Source organism: Kitasatospora sp. NPDC101447 (assembly GCF_044767225.1).
Classification (GTDB): Bacteria; Actinomycetota; Actinomycetes; order Streptomycetales; family Streptomycetaceae; genus Kitasatospora.
Window position 1 is genome coordinate 1 of record NZ_JBIWNL010000041.1, and the last position, 20,872, is coordinate 20,872.

The 20,872-nt window shown below is 71.9% G+C and carries 19 protein-coding genes and 1 riboswitch; of the genes, 11 read left to right on the forward strand and 8 right to left on the reverse strand.

Translation table 11 applies throughout. The features are described 5' to 3' along the window. Positions 1 to 109: 109 nt before the first annotated feature. From ACIRST_RS35845 to ACIRST_RS35855, 3 genes are read right to left on the reverse strand one after another with little or no spacing between them, the layout of a single operon-like run. On the reverse strand, positions 110 to 1,186 hold the full coding sequence (locus tag ACIRST_RS35845) for a low specificity L-threonine aldolase (protein ID WP_350524284.1): 1,077 nt from the start codon (positions 1,184 to 1,186) through the stop codon (positions 110 to 112). Further along, the gene (locus ACIRST_RS35850; RefSeq protein WP_350524274.1) at positions 1,183 to 1,941 is read right to left on the reverse strand and encodes an SDR family NAD(P)-dependent oxidoreductase; all 759 of its coding nucleotides are present in this window, start codon (positions 1,939 to 1,941) and stop codon (positions 1,183 to 1,185) included. Before ACIRST_RS35850 ends, ACIRST_RS35845 begins: the two co-directional genes overlap by 4 nt. Continuing rightward, positions 1,938 to 3,338 carry a DUF6421 family protein gene (locus tag ACIRST_RS35855; protein WP_350524273.1) on the reverse strand — a complete coding sequence of 467 codons (1,401 nt, stop codon included), beginning with the start codon at positions 3,336 to 3,338 and terminating at the stop codon, positions 1,938 to 1,940. Before ACIRST_RS35855 ends, ACIRST_RS35850 begins: the two co-directional genes overlap by 4 nt. 607 nt (positions 3,339 to 3,945) lie before the next feature. On the opposite strand from ACIRST_RS35855, the gene ACIRST_RS35860 reads away from it, so the two are divergent. From ACIRST_RS35860 to ACIRST_RS35880, 5 genes are all read left to right on the forward strand, one after another. Further along, complete coding sequence (locus tag ACIRST_RS35860; protein WP_396553462.1) at positions 3,946 to 4,833, forward strand: ABC transporter substrate-binding protein; 888 nt, start codon at positions 3,946 to 3,948, stop codon at positions 4,831 to 4,833. Between the two features lie 68 nt (positions 4,834 to 4,901). Further along, the gene (locus tag ACIRST_RS35865) at positions 4,902 to 5,768 is read left to right on the forward strand and encodes an amino acid ABC transporter permease (protein ID WP_402807898.1); all 867 of its coding nucleotides are present in this window, start codon (positions 4,902 to 4,904) and stop codon (positions 5,766 to 5,768) included. Beyond that, a complete protein-coding gene (locus ACIRST_RS35870) occupies positions 5,765 to 6,520 on the forward strand; it encodes an amino acid ABC transporter ATP-binding protein (RefSeq protein WP_402807826.1) in 756 nt (251 codons plus the stop codon). The genes ACIRST_RS35865 and ACIRST_RS35870 overlap by 4 nt, the downstream gene beginning before the upstream one ends. A 275-nt stretch (positions 6,521 to 6,795) precedes the next feature. Then, a complete protein-coding gene (locus ACIRST_RS35875; RefSeq protein ID WP_402807829.1) occupies positions 6,796 to 7,350 on the forward strand; it encodes a DUF5134 domain-containing protein in 555 nt (184 codons plus the stop codon). A gap of 156 nt (positions 7,351 to 7,506) precedes the next feature. Then, entirely contained in the window at positions 7,507 to 8,454 is a 948-nt protein-coding gene (locus tag ACIRST_RS35880; protein ID WP_350524269.1) for a M56 family metallopeptidase, read from the forward strand. A 137-nt stretch (positions 8,455 to 8,591) separates the two neighbouring features. Here ACIRST_RS35880 and ACIRST_RS35885 read toward each other — a convergent pair whose 3' ends face one another. Then, entirely contained in the window at positions 8,592 to 9,026 is a 435-nt protein-coding gene (locus tag ACIRST_RS35885) for a MarR family winged helix-turn-helix transcriptional regulator (protein WP_402807832.1), read from the reverse strand. An 87-nt stretch (positions 9,027 to 9,113) separates the two neighbouring features. On the opposite strand from ACIRST_RS35885, the gene ACIRST_RS35890 reads away from it, so the two are divergent. Further along, on the forward strand, positions 9,114 to 10,628 hold the full coding sequence (locus tag ACIRST_RS35890; RefSeq protein WP_350524267.1) for an MFS transporter: 1,515 nt from the start codon (positions 9,114 to 9,116) through the stop codon (positions 10,626 to 10,628). Between the two features lie 229 nt (positions 10,629 to 10,857). Continuing rightward, positions 10,858 to 11,463, forward strand: a complete 606-nt coding sequence (locus ACIRST_RS35895; RefSeq protein ID WP_350524266.1) for a TetR family transcriptional regulator — start codon at positions 10,858 to 10,860, stop codon at positions 11,461 to 11,463. Between the two features lie 82 nt (positions 11,464 to 11,545). Here the strand turns inward: ACIRST_RS35895 and ACIRST_RS35900 are convergent, their stop codons facing one another. Further along, positions 11,546 to 12,412: a helix-turn-helix transcriptional regulator gene (locus ACIRST_RS35900; RefSeq protein ID WP_350524265.1), complete on the reverse strand. Its 867-nt coding sequence runs from the start codon at positions 12,410 to 12,412 to the stop codon at positions 11,546 to 11,548. Positions 12,413 to 12,830: 418 nt separating this feature from the next. Between ACIRST_RS35900 and ACIRST_RS35905 the strand changes: the two genes are divergently transcribed. Beyond that, complete coding sequence (locus ACIRST_RS35905) at positions 12,831 to 13,412, forward strand: ATP-binding protein (protein ID WP_402807837.1); 582 nt, start codon at positions 12,831 to 12,833, stop codon at positions 13,410 to 13,412. Between the two features lie 418 nt (positions 13,413 to 13,830). On the opposite strand, the gene ACIRST_RS35910 is transcribed toward ACIRST_RS35905, so the two are convergent. Further along, positions 13,831 to 14,094 (reverse strand): DUF397 domain-containing protein, encoded by a 264-nt coding sequence (locus tag ACIRST_RS35910; RefSeq protein ID WP_350524263.1) that lies wholly within the window; start codon positions 14,092 to 14,094, stop codon positions 13,831 to 13,833. Between the two features lie 559 nt (positions 14,095 to 14,653). On the opposite strand from ACIRST_RS35910, the gene ACIRST_RS35915 reads away from it, so the two are divergent. The 3 genes from ACIRST_RS35915 to ACIRST_RS35925 all read left to right on the forward strand — a co-directional run bounded on the left by ACIRST_RS35915 (position 14,654) and on the right by ACIRST_RS35925 (position 17,957). Then, the gene (locus tag ACIRST_RS35915) at positions 14,654 to 15,613 is read left to right on the forward strand and encodes a hypothetical protein (RefSeq protein WP_350524262.1); all 960 of its coding nucleotides are present in this window, start codon (positions 14,654 to 14,656) and stop codon (positions 15,611 to 15,613) included. A 470-nt stretch (positions 15,614 to 16,083) separates the two neighbouring features. Continuing rightward, positions 16,084 to 16,243: riboswitch (cyclic di-AMP (ydaO/yuaA leader) on the forward strand. Beyond that, the gene (locus ACIRST_RS35920) at positions 16,230 to 17,510 is read left to right on the forward strand and encodes a transglycosylase family protein (RefSeq protein ID WP_402807840.1); all 1,281 of its coding nucleotides are present in this window, start codon (positions 16,230 to 16,232) and stop codon (positions 17,508 to 17,510) included. Its footprint overlaps the riboswitch before it by 14 nt. A gap of 243 nt (positions 17,511 to 17,753) precedes the next feature. Next, positions 17,754 to 17,957, forward strand: a complete 204-nt coding sequence (locus ACIRST_RS35925) for a hypothetical protein (RefSeq protein WP_396553451.1) — start codon at positions 17,754 to 17,756, stop codon at positions 17,955 to 17,957. A 132-nt stretch (positions 17,958 to 18,089) separates the two neighbouring features. On the opposite strand, the gene ACIRST_RS35930 is transcribed toward ACIRST_RS35925, so the two are convergent. Together ACIRST_RS35930 and ACIRST_RS35935 are read right to left on the reverse strand one after the other, a co-directional pair. Continuing rightward, positions 18,090 to 19,109, reverse strand: coding sequence for a LacI family DNA-binding transcriptional regulator (locus tag ACIRST_RS35930; protein WP_350524259.1), 1,020 nt, complete (start codon positions 19,107 to 19,109; stop codon positions 18,090 to 18,092). 25 nt (positions 19,110 to 19,134) lie between these two features. Continuing rightward, positions 19,135 to 20,850: a glycoside hydrolase family 13 protein gene (locus ACIRST_RS35935; protein ID WP_350524258.1), complete on the reverse strand. Its 1,716-nt coding sequence runs from the start codon at positions 20,848 to 20,850 to the stop codon at positions 19,135 to 19,137. Between the last annotated feature and the right edge of the window lie 22 nt (positions 20,851 to 20,872).

Sequence of the window (20,872 nt, forward strand, 5' to 3'; positions counted from 1 at the left end):
CACCCCGGTCTCCCGCGGCGACTCCGGAACTGTACGGGGACCGGCCCACCACATGCAAATCGCCCCCGCCCGGGAGTCCGGGCGGGGGCGATCCGTCGGTCGAGCACCGTCAGGCGCGGCCCATCTCCTCGGCGATGGCCGCCGCGAAGGCGTCGATGTCGGCCTCCGTGGTGTCGAAGGAGCACATCCAGCGCACCTCGCCGGTGTGCTCGTTCCAGAAGTAGAAGCGGTAACGCTTCTGCAGCCGCTCGCTCACCTCGCGCGGGAGGATCGCGAAGACCGCGTTCGCCTGGACCGGGCGGACGATCTCGACGCCGTCGATGCCGCGGACGGCGGCCTCCAGGCGGCTGGCCATCGCGTTCGCGTGGCCGGCGTTGCGCAGGTAGAGGTCGCCGGAGAGCAGGGCCTCGAACTGGACCGACACGAAGCGCATCTTCGAGGCCAGCTGCATCGAGGTCTTGCGGAGGTACTTGATGTTGCGGACCCGCTCGGGGTTGAGCACCACCACGACCTCGCCGAACAGCAGGCCGTTCTTCGTCCCGCCGAAGGACAGCACGTCGACGCCCACGTCGGTCGTGAAGGCGCGCAGCGGCTGGCCGAGCGACGCGGCGGCGTTGGCCAGGCGCGAGCCGTCGACGTGGACGAGCATGCCCAGCTCGTGGGCGTGCTCGGTGATCGCGCGGATCTCCTCGGCGGTGTAGAGGGTGCCGAGCTCGGTGCTCTGGGTGATGGAGACCGCGAGCGGCTGCGCGCGGTGCTCGTCGCCGTAGCCCCAGGCCTGCTGGTCGAGCAGCTCGGGGGTGAGCTTGCCGTCCGGGGTGGGGATGGTGAGCAGCTTGATGCCGCCCATCTTCTCCGGGGCGCCGCCTTCGTCCACGTGGATGTGGGCGGTCTCGGCGCAGACCACCGCGCCCCAGCGCGGGAGCAGCGACTGGAGGGCGACCACGTTGGCGCCGGTGCCGTTGAAGACGGGGTACGCCTCGGCGGTCTCGCCGAAGTGGCGGCGGAAGACGTCCTGGAGGTGGGCCGTGTAGTCGTCCTCGCCGTAGGCGACCTGGTGGCCGCCGTTGGCGAGGGCGATCGCGGCCAGGACCTCCGGGTGCACGCCGGCGTAGTTGTCGCTGGCGAAGCCGCGGACGGCGGGGTCGTGCCGCCGTACCGCGTCCGTACGGGTGAGGTCGGTCATCGGGCTGTCAGCCACAGGTGCTGTCCGTTCAGTTCTGCTGCGGGGCGGTCCCAGAGGCCCGCCAGGTGATCGGCGAGGTCCGAGGTGTCGGTGAAGCCGGCGAACTTCGCCTCCGGCTTCTCGGCCCGCATCTCGGGACTGACCAACGCCTTGATCACCAGGATCGCAGCCGCCGCGGTGGGCTCGCCGTCCGGGGCGGTGGTCTCCTTCTTGAAGGAGTCGGCCATGGCGAGGGTCCACGCCTCGGTGGCGGCCTTGGCCGCAGCGTAGGCGGCACCGCCGGCCGTGGGCTTGTGCGCGGCCGAGGCGGAGATCATCGCGTAGCGGCCGGACTCGCTGCGGACCAGCGCGGGCTGGAACGCCAGCGAGGTGTGCTGGAGGGTGCGCACGACGGTGTCGTGCAGGAAGTCCCAGTCGTCCAGTCGGCTGTCGAAGAAGGTCTTGCTGCCGCGCCAGCCGCCGACCAGGTGGATGAGGCCGTCGACGTGACCGTGCTCCGACTCCAGGTGGTCGGCCCAGTCGTGGACCTCCTGCGGGTCGAGCAGGTCGATGACCTGGCCGCTGATCTTGGCTCCGCGCACCGCCACCCGGGTGGCGTCCAGGGCGGACTCCAGGCGCTGGGCGTCGATGTCGGCACCGATCACGGTGGCGCCGTCGGCGGCGAGGCGGCGCAGCACGGCCCGGCCGGCGGGGCCGCTGGCTCCGGCGACGGCGATGACCTTGCCGGCCAGCGGCGCGTTGGTGGAGGTGGTCACGCTGCGGCTCCCTGGATGGTGTTGCCGGTGATGCCGGTGGTGGAGGCGATGACGCCGCTCAGCTTCTTGTTGAGGGCCTCGTAGAACATGCTCAGCGGGAACTCGTCCGGGAGCACGGCGTCGCACAGGGCCTTGTTGAGGGCCTTGCCGTCGGTGATGTCGAGCGGCAGGGCCTCCGGGCCCTTCGCCCAGGTGGAGGCGGGGTGCGGGGTGAGGTACTGGGAGACCAGCTCGTAGGCGGCGATCCAGTGGGCCGGCTTGGGCCGGTCGATGCCGTCGCGGTACAGCTTCTCGATGTCGGCGCAGAGCGCGTTGGTGACCTGCGGGGCGCGCTCCCAGTCGATGGAGAGGCGGTTGTCGCGCCAGCTCAGCGCGCCGTGCTTGTGCAGGTACGCGAAAAGCAGCTGGCCGCCGAGGCCGTCGTAGTTGCGCACGCGGTCACCGCTGACCGGGAAGCGGAACATGCGGTCGAAGAGGACGGCGTACTGGACGTCGCGGGCGTGCGGGTTGCCCTCGGACTCCAGCTGCACCGCCTCCTTGAAGGTGGTGAGGTCGCAGCGGAGCTCCTCCAGGCCGTACATCCAGAACGGGCTGCGCTGCTTGATCATGAAGGGGTCGAACGGCAGGTCGCCGTGGCTGTGGGTGCGGTCGTGGACCAGGTCCCACAGGACGAAGGTCTCCTGCGCGCGCTGCTGGTCCTGGAGCAGGCCCTCGGCGTCGGCCGGGATCTCCAGGCCGAGCTGCTGGACGGCGCTGGTGGAGACGGCGCGGAAGCGGGCGGCCTCGCGGTCGCAGAAGATGCCACCCCAGGTGAAACGTTCCGGCGCCTTGCGCACGGACACCGTCTCGGGGAAGAGGACGGCGGAGTTGGTGTCGTAGCCGGCCGTGAAGTCGGTGAAGGTGATCGGCACGAACATCGGGTTGTCGAAGCGGGTGCGCTCCAGCTCGGCCAGCCAGTCGGGCCACACGACGCGCAGCAGGACGGCTTCCAGGTTGCGGTTCGGGTTGCCGTTCTGGGTGTACATCGGGAAGACGACGAGGTGCTCCAGGCCGTCCTCGCGCTGGTCGGCGGGCTGGAAGGCGAGCAGCGAGTCGAGGAAGTCGGGCTCGCGGTAGCCGGTGTCGGCCCACTTGGCGAGGTCCGCGTCGACGGCGGTGAGGTACGCGGCGTCGTGCGGGAAGTTCGGGGCGAGCTCCTCGACGGCGGCGCGGACGGTGGCGACCAGCGGGTCGACGGTGTGCCGCTGGACGGCGGCCAGGTCGATCGAGCCGTCCTTGGACTGCAGCGGGCGCAGCGTCTCGACGGCCTCCTTCAGGCGCAGCCAGGCCGGGTGGCCGGCGAGGGTCGAGACCGGGGCGTCGGCCGCCGCAGCGAGCCTTGGCGAAAGATTCTGCATCGTGGACTCACTTCGACAGGAGTTATTTCAACGGGGACACCATAAGTACGAAAGGTTCTCCCGTTCAAGGGGGTCCGGACCGGCAAAGCTGCGGCGCCCGGCCGCTCCGGCCCGAAATCCTGTGCGGGAAGGCGGTTGTCCGACATGTGGACACTGATCTGGATGTTCTGGACAGATGCGCCGTTCTGATGCGAACCTCCCGGCATGTTCCCGGCGGTGATCACGGTGGCCGTACGCCACGACAGCCCGTTCCGGGTGCCCACCCGTCGACACGGCTGCTGTTGCCGTCGGTGTCGCGCGCGCGGTCTCCGCCGCCGCTGTTGCCGCTGCTGTTGAGCCGGCCTCCGGCCGCTGTCCGGCTGCCGTCGACCCGGCCGCGGCGGATCCGGCTCGGGGGCACCGCGGACATGGGCCCGTACGCCGACCATGCCGTGTGTGTTCCGGCGCCGCCACCGGGGAAGTGACCCGCCGGGAACCCGCCCGCCCCGCCACGCCCTGCCGTCCCGGCCGTTCGTCCCGCCCGTCGTACCCGTTCCGCCCCGCTCCTCCCGCCCGTCCTGCCTGCCCCTCCCCCCGTCCTGCCCGGTCCTTCCTCTGGAGTCCCGCCATGACCCTCCGCAAGCCGTCCGCCGTACTGTCCCTCGCCGCGCTGGTGGCCGCCGCAGCCACGCTGAGCGCGTGCGCGCCGCAGGACTCGAAGTCCGACGCCGCCTCCGGTGCCCCGGGCACGGGCGGCACGGCGGCGGGCTGCGCGCCGGGGGCGCTGGCGACGCGCACGGCCGGGACGCTGACCATCGGCACCGACAAGCCCGCCTACGACCCCTGGTTCTCCGAGGACAAGCCGGAGAACGGCAAGGGCTTCGAGTCGGCCGTGGCCTACGCGGTGGCGGAGAAGCTGGGATACCCGACGTCCAAGGTCAGCTGGGTGGTCGCGCCGTTCGGCAAGGCCACCGCGCCGGGAGCCAAGGAGTTCGACTTCGACATCAACCAGGTGTCGATCAGCGACGAGCGCAAGCAGGCGGTGGACTTCTCCTCCGGCTACTACGACGTGCGCCAGGCCGTCATCGCGCTGAAGAACTCCAAGGCGGCGGGCGCGAAGAGCATCGCCGACCTCAAGGGCGCCAAGCTCGGCGCGCAGATCGGCACCACCAGCCTGGACACCATCACCAACACCATCAAGCCGACCGGCCAGCCGGCCGTCTTCGACTCCAACGACCTGGCCAAGGCCGCGCTGAAGAACGGCCAGGTCGAGGCCCTGGTGGTGGACCTGCCGACCGCCTTCTACATCACCGGCGCCGAGGTGCCGGAGGCGCAGGTGGTGGGCCAGTTCGAGGCGGCCTCGCGGGGCGAGCAGTTCGGCCTGGTCCTGGACAAGGGCTCCAAACTGACCGGCTGCGTGTCGCAGGCCGTGGACGCGCTGCGCTCGGACGGCACGCTGGCGAAGCTGGAGAAGCAGTGGCTCTCCGACGCCGTCTCGGCACCGGTGCTGAAGTGAGCGCTGACACCAGCCCCGGCACGGCCGGGGACGCGACGGCGACCGGAGCCTTGGAGCTCGCGAAGCCCGTGGACGGGGAAGGGGACGACGGGTACCGCCCGTCCGAGCGGCGCCTCGCGCACGAGGCGTACCGGCGCGCCCGGGCCCGCCGGTCGGCGCTGATCGCCGCGGCCTCGACCCTCGCGACGGCGGTCGCGCTCTACCTGCTGATCGTCAACTCCCCCGGCTGGCAGGTGACCCGACGGACCTTCTTCAACCTCGACTACGCGCGCCAGGCGCTGCCCGAGGTGCTGAAGGGGCTGCGGGTGAACCTGGAGCTGATGCTCGGCTGCGGGGTGCTGATCCTGGTGTTCGGCCTGCTGCTCGCGGTGCTGCGGACGCTGCGCGGGCCGGTCTTCCTGCCGGTGCGGCTGCTGGCCACCGCGTACGTGGACTTCTTCCTCGGGCTGCCGATGATCATCTGCCTGCTGGTGATGATCACCGGGGTGCCGGCGCTGCGGCTGACCGGGGTCACCACCGATCCCCTGCTGCTGGGCGGGGCCGCGCTGGTGCTGACGTACTCGGCGTACGTGTCGGAGGTGTTCCGCTCCGGGATCGAATCGGTGCACCCGAGCCAGCGGGCCGCGGCGCGGTCGCTGGGGCTCACCAATGCGCAGGCGATGCGGTACGTGGTGCTGCCGCAGGCGGTCCGGCGGGTGGTCCCGCCGCTGCTCAACAACCTGGTGAGCCTGCAGAAGGACACCGGACTGGTGTCCATCGGCGGTGCGATCGACGCGGTGTACGCCGCGAAGATCATCGCGTCCCGGTCCTTCAACTTCACGCCGTACCTGCTGGCGGGTCTGGTGTTCATCGTGCTGACCGTTCCGCTGACCCGGTTCGCCGACTGGCTGACCGCGCGGATGAACCGTCGGCAGTTCCAGGGAGGTGCGGTGTGACGGCGCAGGTGCTGCGGCTGGAGTCGGTGCGCAAGACCTTCGGCGCCCACGTGGTGCTGCGCGACGTGGACCTCGCCGTGCCCGAGCACTCGGTGACGGCGTTGATCGGGGCCTCCGGCTCCGGGAAGTCCACGCTGATGCGGTGCGTCAACCTGCTGGAGGGCATCGACGACGGCGCGATCTTCCTGGACGGCGAGGAGATCACCGATCCGCGCGCGGACGAGGACGCCGTGCGGCGCCGGATCGGGGTGGTGTTCCAGTCCTACAACCTGTTCCCGCACATGACCGTGCTGGAGAACATCACGCTCGCGCCGCGCCGGGTGCACGGGGTCGCGCGGGCCGAGGCCGAGGCGCGGGCGCTGGAGTTGCTCGACCGGCTCGGGCTCGTGGCCAAGGCGAAGGAGTACCCGGACCGGCTCTCCGGCGGGCAGCAGCAGCGCGTCGCCATCGTGCGGGCGCTGGCCACCGGGCCGCGGCTGCTGCTCCTGGACGAGATCACGGCGGCGCTCGACCCGGTGCTGGTCGGGGAGGTGCTCTCGGTGGTGCGGGACCTCAAGGAGCAGGGGATGACGATGGTCCTCTCCACCCACGAGATGGGGTTCGCGCGGGAGGTCGCCGACCAGGTCTGCTTCCTGGACGACGGGGTGGTGCTCGAACAGGGTCCGCCGGAGCAGGTGTTCGGCGATCCGCGGGAGGAGCGGACCCGGCAGTTCCTCAGCCGGGTGGTCGCCTCGGGGCGGCTCCAGGGCTGAAGCCGGGCAGCCGGCGGGGGTGCGCGGCCAGGAGCTTCGCAACGACGGTCACAACCGTGCGCCCCCGTACGCGCCCTGGCCGCACCGAGGTGACTCCGGTGATCGTGGACGGGACGACCGTCACCGCGGACGGGGGCGGCGAACGGCGGCGAGGAACGACGAACGGATGACAGCCGACAGCTGACAGATGTTGAAATCTGTCAGCTGTCATCTGTTCGCCGACCGCTGTTCGTCGTTCGCCGCCCTCCGCCGCCCGCCGCCCCGGGAGGCCGCCGTTGCACGGACCCACCCTGGTCAACTGGCTGCTCGCCCTCCTCACCGCCACGGCCGGCGCCACCTGCCTGGTCAGACTGCGCCACTCCCCCGCCCCCTGCGCATCGGGCACGCACCGCCCGCGCGCCCGGGAGTCCGACGCCGCCGAAGCCCTGATGGGACTCGGCATGGCCGCGATGGCCGTCACCGGCGCCACCGTCCCGGCCGCCGTCTGGGCTTCGCTGTTCGGCCTCCCCGCCGCGGCCTTCCTGCTCGCCGCCGCCCACGCCCCGGCCGGCCGGGGCCACCGGCTGCACCACGCCGTCGGCGCGCTCGCCATGACGTACACGGCCCTCGCGATGGCCGGGCCCCCCGGCCACCAGCACCACCAGGGCGGCCTGGGCGTGCCGCTGCTGACCGGCAGCCTCCTCCTCTACTTCGGCGGGTACGCCGTCTGGGCCGGCAGCCGGCTGCTGCGCACCCCGGCCGGCACCCTCGCCGTCGGCACCGCGGGACTCCCCCAGGCCTGCCGGCTCACCATGGGCATCGGCATGTTCGCCATGCTCCTGACCATGTGACGCCTACCCGCCCGCCCGCCCGCCCGCGCCAAGACCCCGTCGCGCGCGTGGCGTTGGTCACTGGCCCGTCGAAAGCCGTTCCACCGGGCGTCGCCGGCACATAGGTTGGCAGGGAGCGCGCTGTCGCGTTCCGTGCGTACTCGGGGAGCCCATGCGATGACTGCCCTGATCGGCCTGTTGCTGCTCGGACTGCTGCTCTCGACCGTCGCGCCCCGGCTACTGGCCCGGGCCGGCTGGGTGGAGCGCGAACCGGTGCTGGCCCTGCTGGTGTGGCAGTGCCTCGTGGTGGCGGTGCTGCTGTGCTGCGCACTGGGCCTGCTGCTGGCCGCCTCCGCCGCCCTGCCGGAGCTGCGCGCGCTGGTGTTCTCGGGCGCGCCGCACGGCGTGGAGGCCGCGTACGGACTGCAGGACGCCGAGGGCTGGGGCCGACTGTGCGCCGCGGTACTGGCGGCCGGGGGCGTCCAGACGGTGCTGGCGCTCACCCGCGAGGTCCGTACGGCCAAGGCACTGCGCGACCGGCGTCACGCACAACTCGCCACCCGTGCACCGGAGTTGCCCGAGTCGATCGAGACCGCCCGGAGCCGCCGGGAGCGGCTGGTGGTGCTGGAGAACATCCGCCCGGAGGCCTGGTCGCTGCCGGGCCCGAACTCCCGCCTGGTGGTCACCACCGGCGCCCTCCAGCAGCTGACCGATCGGGAGCTGGCGGCCGTGCTGAGCCATGAGCGCGGGCACGTGCGGGCCCGGCACCACTGGCTGCAGCAGTTCGCGCAGGCGCTCGCCTCCGGCTTCCCCGGCGTCGGCGTGTTCAGCGCGTTCCGGGACCAGGTGGCGGAGCTGGTCGAGCTGGCCGCCGACGACCGGGCCGCACGCCGGCACGGCCGGCACACCACCGCCCTCGCGCTGGCCGAACTCAACCTCGACCGCGGGGTGTTCGGCTCCTGTCCGCCCGGTCTGGCGCAGTCCCCGAAGCGGGTGGACCGGCTCCTCGCGGGCCGTCCACGACTCCCGGTGTCCCACCGGCTCCGGCTCACCGTGGTGGCCCTGGCCGCACCCGCCGCAGCCGTTCTGCTGGCCGTCGCCCCGGGGCTGCACTCCCTCCTCTGAGCCGCCCGGGGCCCGCGCGGACAGCCCGGTCCGCCCGATCCGACCCGGGCCCGATCCGCCTCAGCCCCATTCGACCCGCGCCCGCTCCGACCAGACCAGACCCGCGCCGACCAGGCCGGAGAGAAAGTGACGGCGGATCAGCCCGACGGGGCTTCGCAGGGCTTGCCGAGCCCGTTGCCGAGGGTCAGTTCCAGCACCTCACGGTGGAGCGGCCGGGCCTGCTCGTAGCGCTCCCGACCGGCCTCGGTGAGGGTGAGCACGATGCCCCGCCGGTCCTTCTCGCACATCGCCCGGGTCACCAGCCCGGCCTTCTCCAGGCGGGCGATCAGCCGGGAGAGCGCACTCTGGCTCAGGTGGACGGTGGGCGCCAACTCGCTCACCCGCAGCGCGTGGCCGCCACCGGCGTCACATCCCTCGACGAGGCGCTCCAGCACCTCGAACTCACTCATGCCCAGCCCGAACCGGTCGCCCAGCTCGCGGTCGAGCATGCAGGCGGCCGCAGCGTGCCTGGCCAGCAGGTCGCGCCACTGCGCGACGAGGCCGGCCTCCGCCGGGGAGTCGAGTTCTGCCACGCCGCTACCCTAGCACCTGCGCCGTGAATTATTGCGTTCACATCTAATTCATTTGCATTGAATGCATGCGCATGTACTGTCCTCCCCATGACCACCGCGACCGTCACGCCACCCGACGCCCCGTCAACCAGCGGGCCGCACTGGACTCCCCGCCTCTGGGGCACCCTGATCGTGCTCTGCGCCGCCATGTTCCTGGACGCCCTGGACGTCTCGATGGTGGGCGTCGCCCTCCCGTCCATCGGCTCCGAACTGCACCTGTCCACCTCCACGCTGCAGTGGGTGGTCTCCGGCTACGTGCTCGGCTACGGCGGCCTGCTGCTGCTCGGCGGCCGCGCCGCCGACCTGCTCGGCCGCCGCCGGGTCTTCCTGGTCGCCCTGGGTGCCTTCGCCGCCGCCTCGCTGCTCGGCGGCCTGGTCGACGACGGCGGGCTGCTGATCGCGGCCCGCTTCCTCAAGGGCGTCAGCGCCGCCTTCACCGCCCCGGCCGGCCTCTCGATCATCACCACCACCTTCGCCGAGGGCCCCGCCCGCAACCGCGCGCTGTCGATCTACACCACCTGCGGCGCCAGCGGCTTCTCGCTCGGCCTGGTGCTGAGCGGCCTGCTCACCTCGGTCGGCTGGCGCTGGACCTTCCTGATGCCCGTCCCGGTCGCGCTGCTCGCCCTGGTGTTCGCGGTCCGCCTGCTCCCCCGCCCGGTCGAGGAGCCCGCCAAGGGCGGCTACGACGTACTGGGCGCGATCACCGGCACCGCGACCGTGCTGCTGCTGGTGTTCACCGTCACCGAGGCGCAGGGTGCCGGCTGGCTGAGCGTGCGCACGGTCGGCTCGCTGGTCGCGGTCGCCGCGCTGGCCGCCGCCTTCCTGCTGGTCGAGAGCCGTACCGCCCACCCGCTGGTCCGGCTCGGGATCTTCCGCAACGGCTCGGTCGCCCGGGCCAACCTGGTCGCCTTCGCGATGACCGGCGCGTACGGCGGCTTCCAGTTCGTGGTGACCCTCTACCTGCAGCACCTGCTCGGCTGGTCGGCCCTGCAGATGGCCCTGGGACTGCTGCCGGCCGGAGCGTTCATCGCCCTCTCCGCGCCGTTCATGGGCCCGATCGTGGACCGCTTCGGCACCGGCCGGCTGCTGCCGATCGGCGTGCTCGCCCTGGTCGGCGCCTTCGCCCTCTTCCTGCGGCTGGACGAGCACAGCTCCTACGTCGCCCTGGTGCTGCCCTCGATGCTGCTGCTCGGCGTCGGCTTCGCGCTCGCCTTCCCCTCGGTGAACATCGCCGCCACCGACGGCGTGGCCGACGAGGAGCAGGGCCTGGCCTCGGGCCTGGTGAACACCGCGATCCAGGTCGGCACGGCGGTGGTGCTGGCCGGGGCGACCGCGATGATCACGGCCGGCAGCGCCGGCGGCGACAGCCCGCAGGCCCAGCTGGACGGATACCGTCCGGCGCTGGTGTTCGTCACGGCGGTCGCACTGGTCGGACTGCTGGTCGCGACGGTCGGAGCGCTGGTGGACCGACGCCGGAGTACCGCCCCTGCGACGGTGCCTGACTATGATTATCCGTCAGTCGGGCCGACGCCGGCCCGGACCGAAGTCCTGACCGAGCACTGATCCCGTGAGCCCCGCCCGCGGCCGACCCCCGGCCGTCGGGCAATGGCGCCGGCTCCACCAAACCCCCGTGTTGGTGGAGCCGGCCGTCTTCGTACCGGCCGCCCGGGCGGCGCCCGTCAGGGCACGGTTGCGCGGGGCGGCTGTCGGCTTCGCAAGTATATTGGCCCGGAGCCAACGAACGTTCGGAGCAGACACGATGGCACCTCGCGGGGATTCGGTCAACGAGGAGATGCGGCAACGCTCCCGCCGACGCATCATGCGGGCCACCGTCGAGCTGGTTGACCAGCGCGGTTACGCGGGCACGACACTGACCGACATCGCCGAGCGGGCCGGACTGGCCCGCGGGCTGGTCTCCTACTACTTCGACGGCAAACGACTGCTGATGCAGTCCGCGACGCACCGGATGATGCACCAGGCACTGTCCGGCGCCCTGGCGGAACTCGCGCCCGACTCCTCCCCCGAGGCCCGGCTGGCCCGCGCCATAGACGCCGTCCTCGCGCTGGCGATGGAGCACCCGCGGGTGATGCGCTCGCACCTGGCGCTGATCCTCGACCCGGACACCGGCGCCTTCGTCCAGGACCCGGAGCAGCAACAGCTCGGCGCCATCCTGCAGGGACTGCTGCAGGACTGGGGCGCGCCGGACCCGGTCGCCGAGCACGCGGTGCTGCGCAGCGCGCTGATGGGGGGCTGCATCGGGGTGCTGCTGCCGGGCGCCGAGATCCCGCTCGCCCCGATCCGGGCCGACCTCTTCCGCCGCTACGACCTGGCCTGGCACCTCGGCAGTCCGCCGCAGCCCGACCCGCCGGAACGCGAAAGGCCGCCGGCCCGCGGTTGACGGCGGGGTGGGCGGCCTGCCACTCACTCACTCACTTCGGTCTGCTGCCGGGGGCTCCGCGAGGGAGCGGGCCCCCGGGGTTTCAGCGCTCCTTCAGGATCGAGGCGAGCAGGTCTATGGTGCGCTCCGGCGTGAGGCTGTCCACGCAGAGCCGCTCCATGACCTGGATGTACGCGTCGACGTCGTCCCGCTTGTCCAGGTAGAGCGCGCTGGTGAGCTGCTCCAGGTAGACCACGTCCGCGAGGTCCTGCTCCGGGAAGCGCAGGATCGTGAACGCGCCGGACTCCCCGGCGTGCGCCCCAAAGCGGAACGGCATCACCTGGATCACCACGTTGGCCTGCTCGGCGACGTCGATCAGGTACTGCACCTGACCGCGCATCACCTTGGGCCCGCCGACCGGCCGGCGCAGCGCGGCCTCGTCGATGACCGCCCACAGACGAGGGCTGGCACCCTCGGTCAGCAGCTTCTGGCGGCGCAGACGGAGGCTGACCCGCCGTTCGACCTCCTCCTCGCTGATGACCGGCCGACTCTGGCCGAAAACCGCCCGTGCGTACTCCTCGGACTGCAGCAGCCCGGGGATGAACTGCACCTCGTAGGTGCGGATCAGCTGAGCGGCCTCCTCCAGCCCGACGTAGGTCTGGAACCAGCCCGGCAGCACGTCGTTGAAGCTGTGCCACCAACCGGACTTGTTGGCCTCGCGAACGAGGCCGAGCAGGGCCTCCCGCTCGATGCCGTCGTCGACGCCGTACAGGCTGAGCAGGTCGGCGACGTCACGCTCCTTGAAGCTGACGCGGCCGAGCTCCATGCGGCTGATCTTGGACTCGGAGGCGCGGATGGCGTAGCCCGCGTCCTCGCGGGTGATGCCGCGCGCCTCTCGCAGGCGACGCAACTGCGAGCCGAGGAGGATCCGGCGGACCATCGAGCCGCCGCCCGGCTGAACTGTGGTCATGCGGTCGAAACCTCCACCTAGGGCAAACAGCGCACAGTCTGCCATCAGTTGAGCGCTCACGGTGCCGATACTGACGGATGTTCCTATCAGTTCTGCACTCCGCACACCAGGATGCACGTGCATCCGGCGCTTGCATATGCCAATAGTGCGACTGCACGTGAATCGACTCTTGCATCTGCAGTGAGCGCACACCACCATGGTGCACGTGCACCTGCACATCCCTGGCAATCCCGCGGGCTCCGCGTCGACCCCACGCGCGACTCCGTGCACCGGCCCGACGGCGTCCCCCGCGTCATCGGGCGTTCGAGTGCGCGTGCGTCTGGTCGAAGGGGCGGCCGAGCGGCCGAGCGAGTCGGAGGTGACCGGCATGACCCCGGCGGGTCCAGCCGTGTCCGCCCCCTTATGGGAGGAGCTCTTCATGAGCACCGGTACGGCTTTGGCGGTTGACCCCCATGTGGTCACCTGTACGCTCGCTCCTCGCTTCGAAGCCGTCAGAACCGCGCGCGACTTCGCCCGGACCACGCTCCAGCGCTGGGGACTGACGGAGCTGTTCGACGACGTGGCGCTGGTGGCGTCGGAACTCGTGACCAACGCGCTCCGGCATGCGATCGGCGCACGGCCCGACCCGACGGGCGGTGCCCCGGGCGAGTACGACTTTCCCACACAGACCACCCCGGACGGGCGGCTGCCGATCCGAATAAGCCTCGTGCACCGCGCGCCCCAGGTGGTCTGCGCGGTGAGCGATCCGAGCAGCGTGGGCCCGGTGGCGCGGGAGGCGGACTTCGTCGCCGAATCCGGCCGCGGGCTGCACCTGGTGGAGTCGTTCAGCCGCTCCTGGGGCTGGCACCCGCTGGGCAGCGGCAAGGTGGTCTGGGCCCTGTTCGAGGCGGAGCCGGCGGGCGGACCGCTGGACGGACACCCGGAGATCGGCGGACGCGGGGCGCTCGACGCACTCGGCGGCCCGGTCGACATCGGTGGACGGCACCGGCGCTCGGCCTAGCGCCCCGCGGCACGTGGCGAGCAGCTCCCGACGCCGTGCGGTCGACCGAGGAACCGGCCCGGCGGTCGGCCGGAGGACCCGCTCGGCGATCAGTCGGAGGACCGGCTCGGCGATCGGTCGGAGGACCGGTCCGGCGGTGGTCGGTCGAGTGGTCGACCCGGAACGCCTTCCCGCACCAGGCCCTGCAGCGGGCCGGACGGCGGACGGAGCGGCCGGTCGAGGGAAGCCCCGGGAGGACCACGCCCCGGGCCCCTGCGCCAGGCCCCGTCATCGCTTCGCCCCGGCGGCGACCGGTACGGTCGGCGAAGGCGGCGAAGGCGGAGAAGGCGGAGCAGTCGGAGGAGACGACCGAAAAGACAAAGGCCGTCGCGGTGTCGGCACCCACGACGGCCCCCCGATGGTGAAGCACGGCGGCTGGTCAGACCGCCAGGTGGTCGAACTCCCCGTCCTTGGCCCCCAGCAGCAGGGCGGCGATCTCGGCCCGGGTGTAGATGAGGGCCGGACCGTCCGGGAAGCGCGAGTTGCGCATCGCGACGTCGCCGCCCGGCAGGGCCGCGAACTCGACGCAGTTGCCCTGGGAGTTGCTGTGCCGGCTCTTCTGCCAGACCACCCCCGTGAGATCGGCCGCGGCCATCCCGTTGTAGGTGTCGTGCGAGCCGTGCGTGTTCTGCGAGTCGTGCATAGAAGTCTCCCGAAGAGCTCCGGAGTTGTCGTCCAGCGCGGCGCCCCCGGCACCGCCGAACGAACGGACCGGCCCCGTACCGGCCCGGCACAACGCCTCACTTGACGCGATGATAGCTGCAGTGCACGTGCATCAGCACGGGACATTGCAGGTGCACGAGGCCTTTCACCCGCAGCCCCGAACTCTTCACGGGGCCTTCTCCTGACGGTACGTAAACGGACATAGCCGACTGAATCACCGGGGTCGCGATAACCGGCCGTGAGCGGCCCCCCGCTTAATGTTGATCTTCGAATGCCGGGAGTCGCACCGCCGTGACCCTCCGTCAGGCGACCTCCGGGCTGTGAGACATCTCACGCGCCGCGACTGCAACGCCGCACCCCGTCCGGCACGTCCAGGCAATGAGCCGCGCCCGCACGGGGGTTGGGTGTGGAATGTCCGGATTGTAGGCAAACCGCCCGAACCCGATGCGGCGGACACACCGGGTTCGCACAGCGGCCGCGCGAAACCCGTACGGCAGCCGACTGCAGGCCGGACGGGCAGATGTCCTACGATCTCCGGCATGAGCACCGCAGCCATTCCGGGCGCGCCACTGCCCGTCCGCACTCCAGGCTCCCGTGCGCGGGGGCGCCATCGTCGTCCCGAGCGCCCCGAGATTCCGACCGGCGCGCCGGCCCTGGTGCTCGCCGTGCCCACGGCCGCCGGGCCCGAGTCCCGCTCGGTCGTCGAGGAGCTGCTCTCCATCGTCCGCAGCGAGCAGAACGGCGTCCAGGCCGCAGTCGGCTACCTCCCCGGCGACTCCGCCGAGGGTGAGGGCGGCGAGGACCGCACCGTCGCCGAACTCCTGGCCACGGCCGCCGAAGCCGGCCTGCCGATGCCCGTCCTGGTGCCGCTGGTGCCCGGTCCGCACGGCTTCCTGCCCGAACTCCACGCGCTCGCCGCCGAGTACGGCGCGCCCGTCACCGACGCGCTCGGCCCGCACCCGCTGCTCGCCGAGGCCGTCCACGTACGACTCTCCGAGGCCGGGCTGGCCCGCGCCGACCGCGCCCGGCTCTTCGCCATCGCGACCGCCGCGGACGGCGTGGTCCTGACCACCGTCGGCGGCGAGGACGCCGCCGCCGCGGCCGGCATCACCGGCGTGCTGCTGGCCGCCCGCCTGGCCGTGCCGGTCGTGGCCGCCGCGCTCGACGTGCCCGGCTCGGTGGCCGCGGCCGTCGACCACCTCAAGGAGACCGGCTCCCAGCGCCCGGCGCTGGCCCCGCTGGTGATCGGGCCGGAGGCCGACTCCGAGCTGCTCGCCGCGGCCGCCGAGGAGACCGGCTGCCCGTCGGCGGCGCCGCTGGGCGCGTACCCGACCGTCGGCCAGCTGATCGCCTCGACCTACCTGGCCGCGCTGCCCGCACCGTCCGCGGAGGAGCTGGCGCGGGCCGAGGCGGAGGCGGCGGCCGCCGCCGAGGCCGAGGGGGTCGTGGAGGGCACCCGTGGCGCCCACGCGGCCGCCGAGGGGCCTGCCGGACAGTAGCGGACACCGCGCGCCCGTCGGCGCGCACACGGGGCCCGGAACGACTTGCGTTCCGGGCCCTTCGCTTTGCCCGCTTTCCCGCTCTTGCGGCGTACGGGAGTTACCGGAGTTAAGCGAACAATGAATGGAATGTCCGTTCTGCTGCTGTTTGCCGGGGAATGGCGAGCGCACTCCGGGGCGCTCGAATCACGTCCGCCCCACCGGTTCGACCGGTGCGCCATTTCGCGCTTCGACACACCGTCATGCCATTCCTGAGACAAAGACAGTTGTGGGCATCCGCAATCGCATTGCCGAAAAACGATCATTTACGATCATGATTAGCCGCCAATTTGGCACTTCCCACTAATCCGTGATGCCCGTCACAGCTATTTGCAGTTTGAACTTAAGTCTGCTTAACGTGCTCCCCGTTCGTGACCACACGGACCCAGTTCATCCGCGACGCCGAGTCCTGCCGTCGGATGTCCTGGCAGCGCGAAAACGCACCACGGCAGGAGCGGGGGACCCACAGGTAAGTCGCCCCGGACCGCTCCCAGGAACGGTTCAGGGCTAGGGGTGAAGCCGCGCTCACGCGCGGCCGGGCAACTCCGGCCCGAATCCGACAGCTCACCTCGCAGGCGTGGGAGAGGACCGCGTCTTCATGCTGCCCACCAACGGCACCCGTCTGTCCAGCCGCACCCGCCGCGTGATCGCCGCCATCGGCGTCGCGGGCGTCGGCCTCACCGTCCCGTGCCTCGTCTCCGGCACCGCCTCCGCCGCCTCCGTCGCGACCTGGGACAAGGTCGCCCAGTGCGAGAGCAGCGGCAACTGGAGCATCAACACCGGCAACGGCTTCTACGGCGGCCTCCAGTTCACCCAGAGCACCTGGTCCGCCTTCGGCGGCACCGCCTACGCCTCGCGCGCCGACCTGGCCACGAAGGACCAGCAGATCGCCGTCGCGGAGAAGGTCCTCGCCTCGCAGGGCCCCGGCGCCTGGCCCGTCTGCTCCGTCAAGGCCGGCCTGACCAAGGGCGGCACCCCCGCCGCCGTCGACACCTCGGCCGCTGCCGCTCCGGCTGCTCCGGCCGCCCCGGCTGCTCCGGCTGCCAAGCCCGCCGCCCAGACCCCGGTCCCGGCGGCCAAGCCCGCCAAGCCGGCCGCGCCCGCCCAGGACACCGCCGACTCCGCCGCCGGCACCTGGGCCCAGAAGCACCAGCAGGCCGCCCAGAGCGACGACTACACCGTGGTCGAGGGCGACTGGCTGTCCTCGATCGCGGACAAGCACAACGTCCAGGGCGGCTGGGAGCGGCTGTACGAGCTCAACCGCAGCACCCTGACCGACGGCCCGAACACCATCTACCCGGGCCAGCACCTGACCTTCGGTGACCACGGCCAGACCCAGCAGTCCGCCTCCTCGGACAAGTCCGGCTCGGACTTCACCTGGTTCAACCGCTCGCAGAAGTCCGGTCAGTCCGCGAACGGCGGTTCCGTGAACGCCAAGCCGGTCGCCCAGACCCAGACCCCGGCCGCCCAGGCCCCGGCCCAGGCCCCGGCCGCCAGCGGCAGCATGGCCGCCGCGGTCGCCTTCGCCGAGTCCAAGGTCGGCCAGGCGTACGTCTACGGCGGCACCGGCAACGGCGGCTGGGACTGCTCCGGCCTGACCCAGGCCGCCCTGCGCGCCGCTGGCATCTCCGTCCCGCGCGTCGCCGCCGACCAGGCCGCCGCCAGCACCCACGTCTCGCTGGACAGCCTGCAGCCGGGCGACCTGCTGTTCTGGTCCAACAACGGCAAGGACTCGGGCGTCTACCACGTCGCGATCTACGTCGGTGGCGGCAAGTACGTCGAGGCCGCCAACCCGAGCGCGGGTGTGCGCGAGCAGACCGTCGCCAACTGGGCCCCGGACTTCGCCGGCCGGGTCTGAGCACGGCGAGACGGCTGACGGCAGGCAGCTGACAGCTGACAGCTGACAGATTTCAACATCTGTCAGCTGTCGTCCGTCGTCCGCAGACCGCGGGCCGTAGCCGTCGGCCGCCAACCGAACACTGATCACCCGCCACCCCCGGGGAAGAGTCTGGTCGCTCCTCCCCGGGGGTCGCGGCGTATCCCCGTGGTGGAACCGGACCCGAACGGGCATGCTGCTGCTCTGCACCCGAGGAGGAGTCACATGGCCCAGGTCACCGTCACGCTCGACGCGAACCTCGCGATCGACGCGATGATGCTCTCCGGTACCAAGAACCCGCAGGACGCCGTCGAACTGGTCCTGCGCGACTACCTGGCCCGCGGCCGCCGCACCGAGGCCCGCACCGGCGACCCGGCCGACGGCAACCGCCTCGCCCAGGACCGCACCACCGACACCGAGCACGGCTGAGCGCAGTCGAGATCTGCCGAGATCTGCCGAGCGCTGCCGAGCAGGGCCGAGCAGGACCGAGCACAGGCACGCCGAAGGGCCCCGGAGAGCAACTGTCCTCCGGGGCCCTTCCCTCGGCCCTGTGGCCGGTGCTCAGCGCGCGCAGGCCCCGGTGGACCCGCGCATCACCAGCTCCGGCTGGAACATGAACTCGCCGCGCTGGACGGCGTTCCCGCCGACCTCCTCCAGCAGCGCGTCCACCGCCGCCGTGGCCATCGCCTCGACCGGCTGGCGGATCGTGGTCAACGGCGGCTCGGTGAAGGCGATCAGCGGCGAGTCGTCGAACCCGACCACCGACACGTCCTGCGGCACCGACAGGCCGCGCTGCCGCACCGCCCGGATCGCCCCGAGCGCCATCATGTCGCTCCCGCAGACGATCGCCGTGCAGCCCTTGTCGAGCAGCGCGCCGGCCGCCGCGTGTCCGCCCTCCACGCTGAACAGCGTGTGGTGGACGAGGTTCTCGGCCTCCTCCTGGGTGCGCCCGAGCACCTCCCGCATCGCCGCCGTGAAGCCTTCTATCTTGCGCAGCACGGGCACGTACCGGCGCTGCCCGACGGCCAGCCCGATCCGCTCGTGGCCGAGTTCGGCCAGGTGCTGGACGGCCATCCACATCGCGGCCCGGTCGTCCGGCGAGATGAACGGCGCGTCGATCTTCTCGCTGAAGCCGTTGATCAGCACGAACGGCACCCCGCGCCCGGCCAGTCGCGCGTAGCGGTCGTGGTCGGCCGTGGTGTCGGCGTGCAGTCCGGAGACGAAGACGATGCCCGCCACGCCCCGGTCGACCAGCATCTCCACCAGTTCGTCCTCGGTGGATCCGCCCGGTGTCTGGGTGCACAGCACCGGCGTGAAGCCGTGCCGGCTGAGCACCTGCTCGATCACCTGCGCCAGTGCCGGGAAGATCGGATTGCTCAACTCCGGTGTGATCAGCCCGATCAGCCCGGCGCTGCGCTGGCGCAGCCGGGTCGGACGCTCGTAGCCGAGCACGTCGAGCGCGGCCAACACCGTCTGCCGGGTGGCGGCGGAGACGTTCGCCTTGCCGTTGAGCACGCGGGAGACGGTGGCTTCGCTGACCCCCGCCTGTGCCGCGATGTCTGAGAGTCGCGCCGTAGTCACGGTCCCAGAGCCTATTGCAACCACGTCAGACCGCCCACCAGCCGGTGCTGTCCGGAGCGAGCACCGTCTCGCCGCCGTCCACCACGAGGTCGGCCGAGGCGAGCAGCAGGGTGCCCGGGGCCGCGATCCGCACCGGCTCGCCGGTGGTGTTCACGGTGCACACGAAGGACCCGCGGCGGAAGGCGAGGGTGCCCTCGGGGCCGTCCAGCCACTCGACCTCCGTGCCGGCGCCGAGGTCGGCCGTCGCCCGGCGGAGGGCCAGCGCGCTGCGGTAGAGCTCCAGGGTGGAGGACGGGTCGCCGGTCTGCGCCTCGACGCTCAACTCCGCCCAGGCGGCGGGCTGCGGCAGCCAGGACGGCCCACCGGCCACCGGGCCGAAGCCGTACGGGGCCTCGGTGCCGGACCACGGGATCGGGACGCGGCAGCCGTCGCGGTAGCCGTCCTGTCCGGCCTGGCGGAAGAACGACGGGTCCTGGCGCACCTCGTCGGGCAGGTCGGTGACGTCGGGCAGGCCGAGCTCCTCGCCCTGGTAGACGTAAGCGGAGCCGGGCAGCGCGAGCATCAGCAGGGTGGCGGCGCGGGCGCGGCGCAGGCCGAGCTCGCGGTCGCCGGCGGTGCGGATCTGGGTGCCGAGGCCGGGCTCGTTGCCGAAGCGGGTGGCGTGCCGGGTGACGTCGTGGTTGGACAGCACCCAGGTGGTGGGGGCGTCGACCGGACGCATCGAGTCGAGCGAGAGGTCGATCACCTCGCGCAGCGCGGCGGCCTCCCAATCGGTGCCCAGGTACTGGAAGTTGAAGGCCTGGTGCAGCTCGTCGGGGCGGACGTAGTTGGCGGTGCGCTGGACGGTCGGGGTCCAGGCCTCGGCGACGCCGATCCGCTGGCCCGGGTACTCGTCGAGGATCTTGCGCCAGCTGCGGTAGATCTCGTGCACGCCGTCCTGGTCGAAGAACGGCATGACGTCGTTGCCGAGCAGCTTGAGCTGGTCGGAGCCGCCGAGGTCGGGCAGGCCGGGGGCCTTGACCAGGCCGTGGGCGACGTCGATGCGGAAGCCGTCCACGCCCATGTCGAGCCAGAACCGCAGGATCGAGCGGAACTCGTCGGCGACGGCGCGGTTCTCCCAGTTGAAGTCGGGCTGCTCGGGGGCGAACAGGTGCAGGTACCAGTCGCCGGGGGTACCGTCCGGGTTCTCGGTGCGGGTCCAGGCCGGGCCGCCGAAGATGGACTCCCAGTCGTTGGGCGGCAGTTCGCCCTTCTCGCCCTTGCCGGGACGGAAGTGGTAGCGGTCGCGCAGCGGGGAGTCGGGGCCCTCGCGCAGGGCGCGCTGGAACCACTCGTGCTGGTCCGAGGAGTGGTTGGGGACCAGGTCGACGATGATCCGCAGCCCCAGCCCGTGGGCGTCCCGGATCAGGGCGTCGGCGTCCAGCAGGGTGCCGAACATCGGGTCCACCGCGCGGTAGTCGGCGACGTCGTAGCCGGCGTCCGCCTGCGGCGAGGCGTAGAACGGCGAGAGCCAGACGGCGTCCACGCCCAGGTCGCGCAGGTACGGCAGACGGCTGCGGATGCCGGGCAGATCGCCCATGCCGTCGCCGTTGGAGTCGGCGAAGCTGCGCGGGTACACCTGGTAGATGACCGCGTCCCGCCACCAGTCTCTGTGCACGCCGCCCGCCGCAGGAGCCGGGGTGGCCGCCTCGTGAGCGGTGTCGGCGACAGGCCGGGAGGTGTCGGCCAGGTTCTGGGTCATGGACGGTATCCCTTGGGGATCG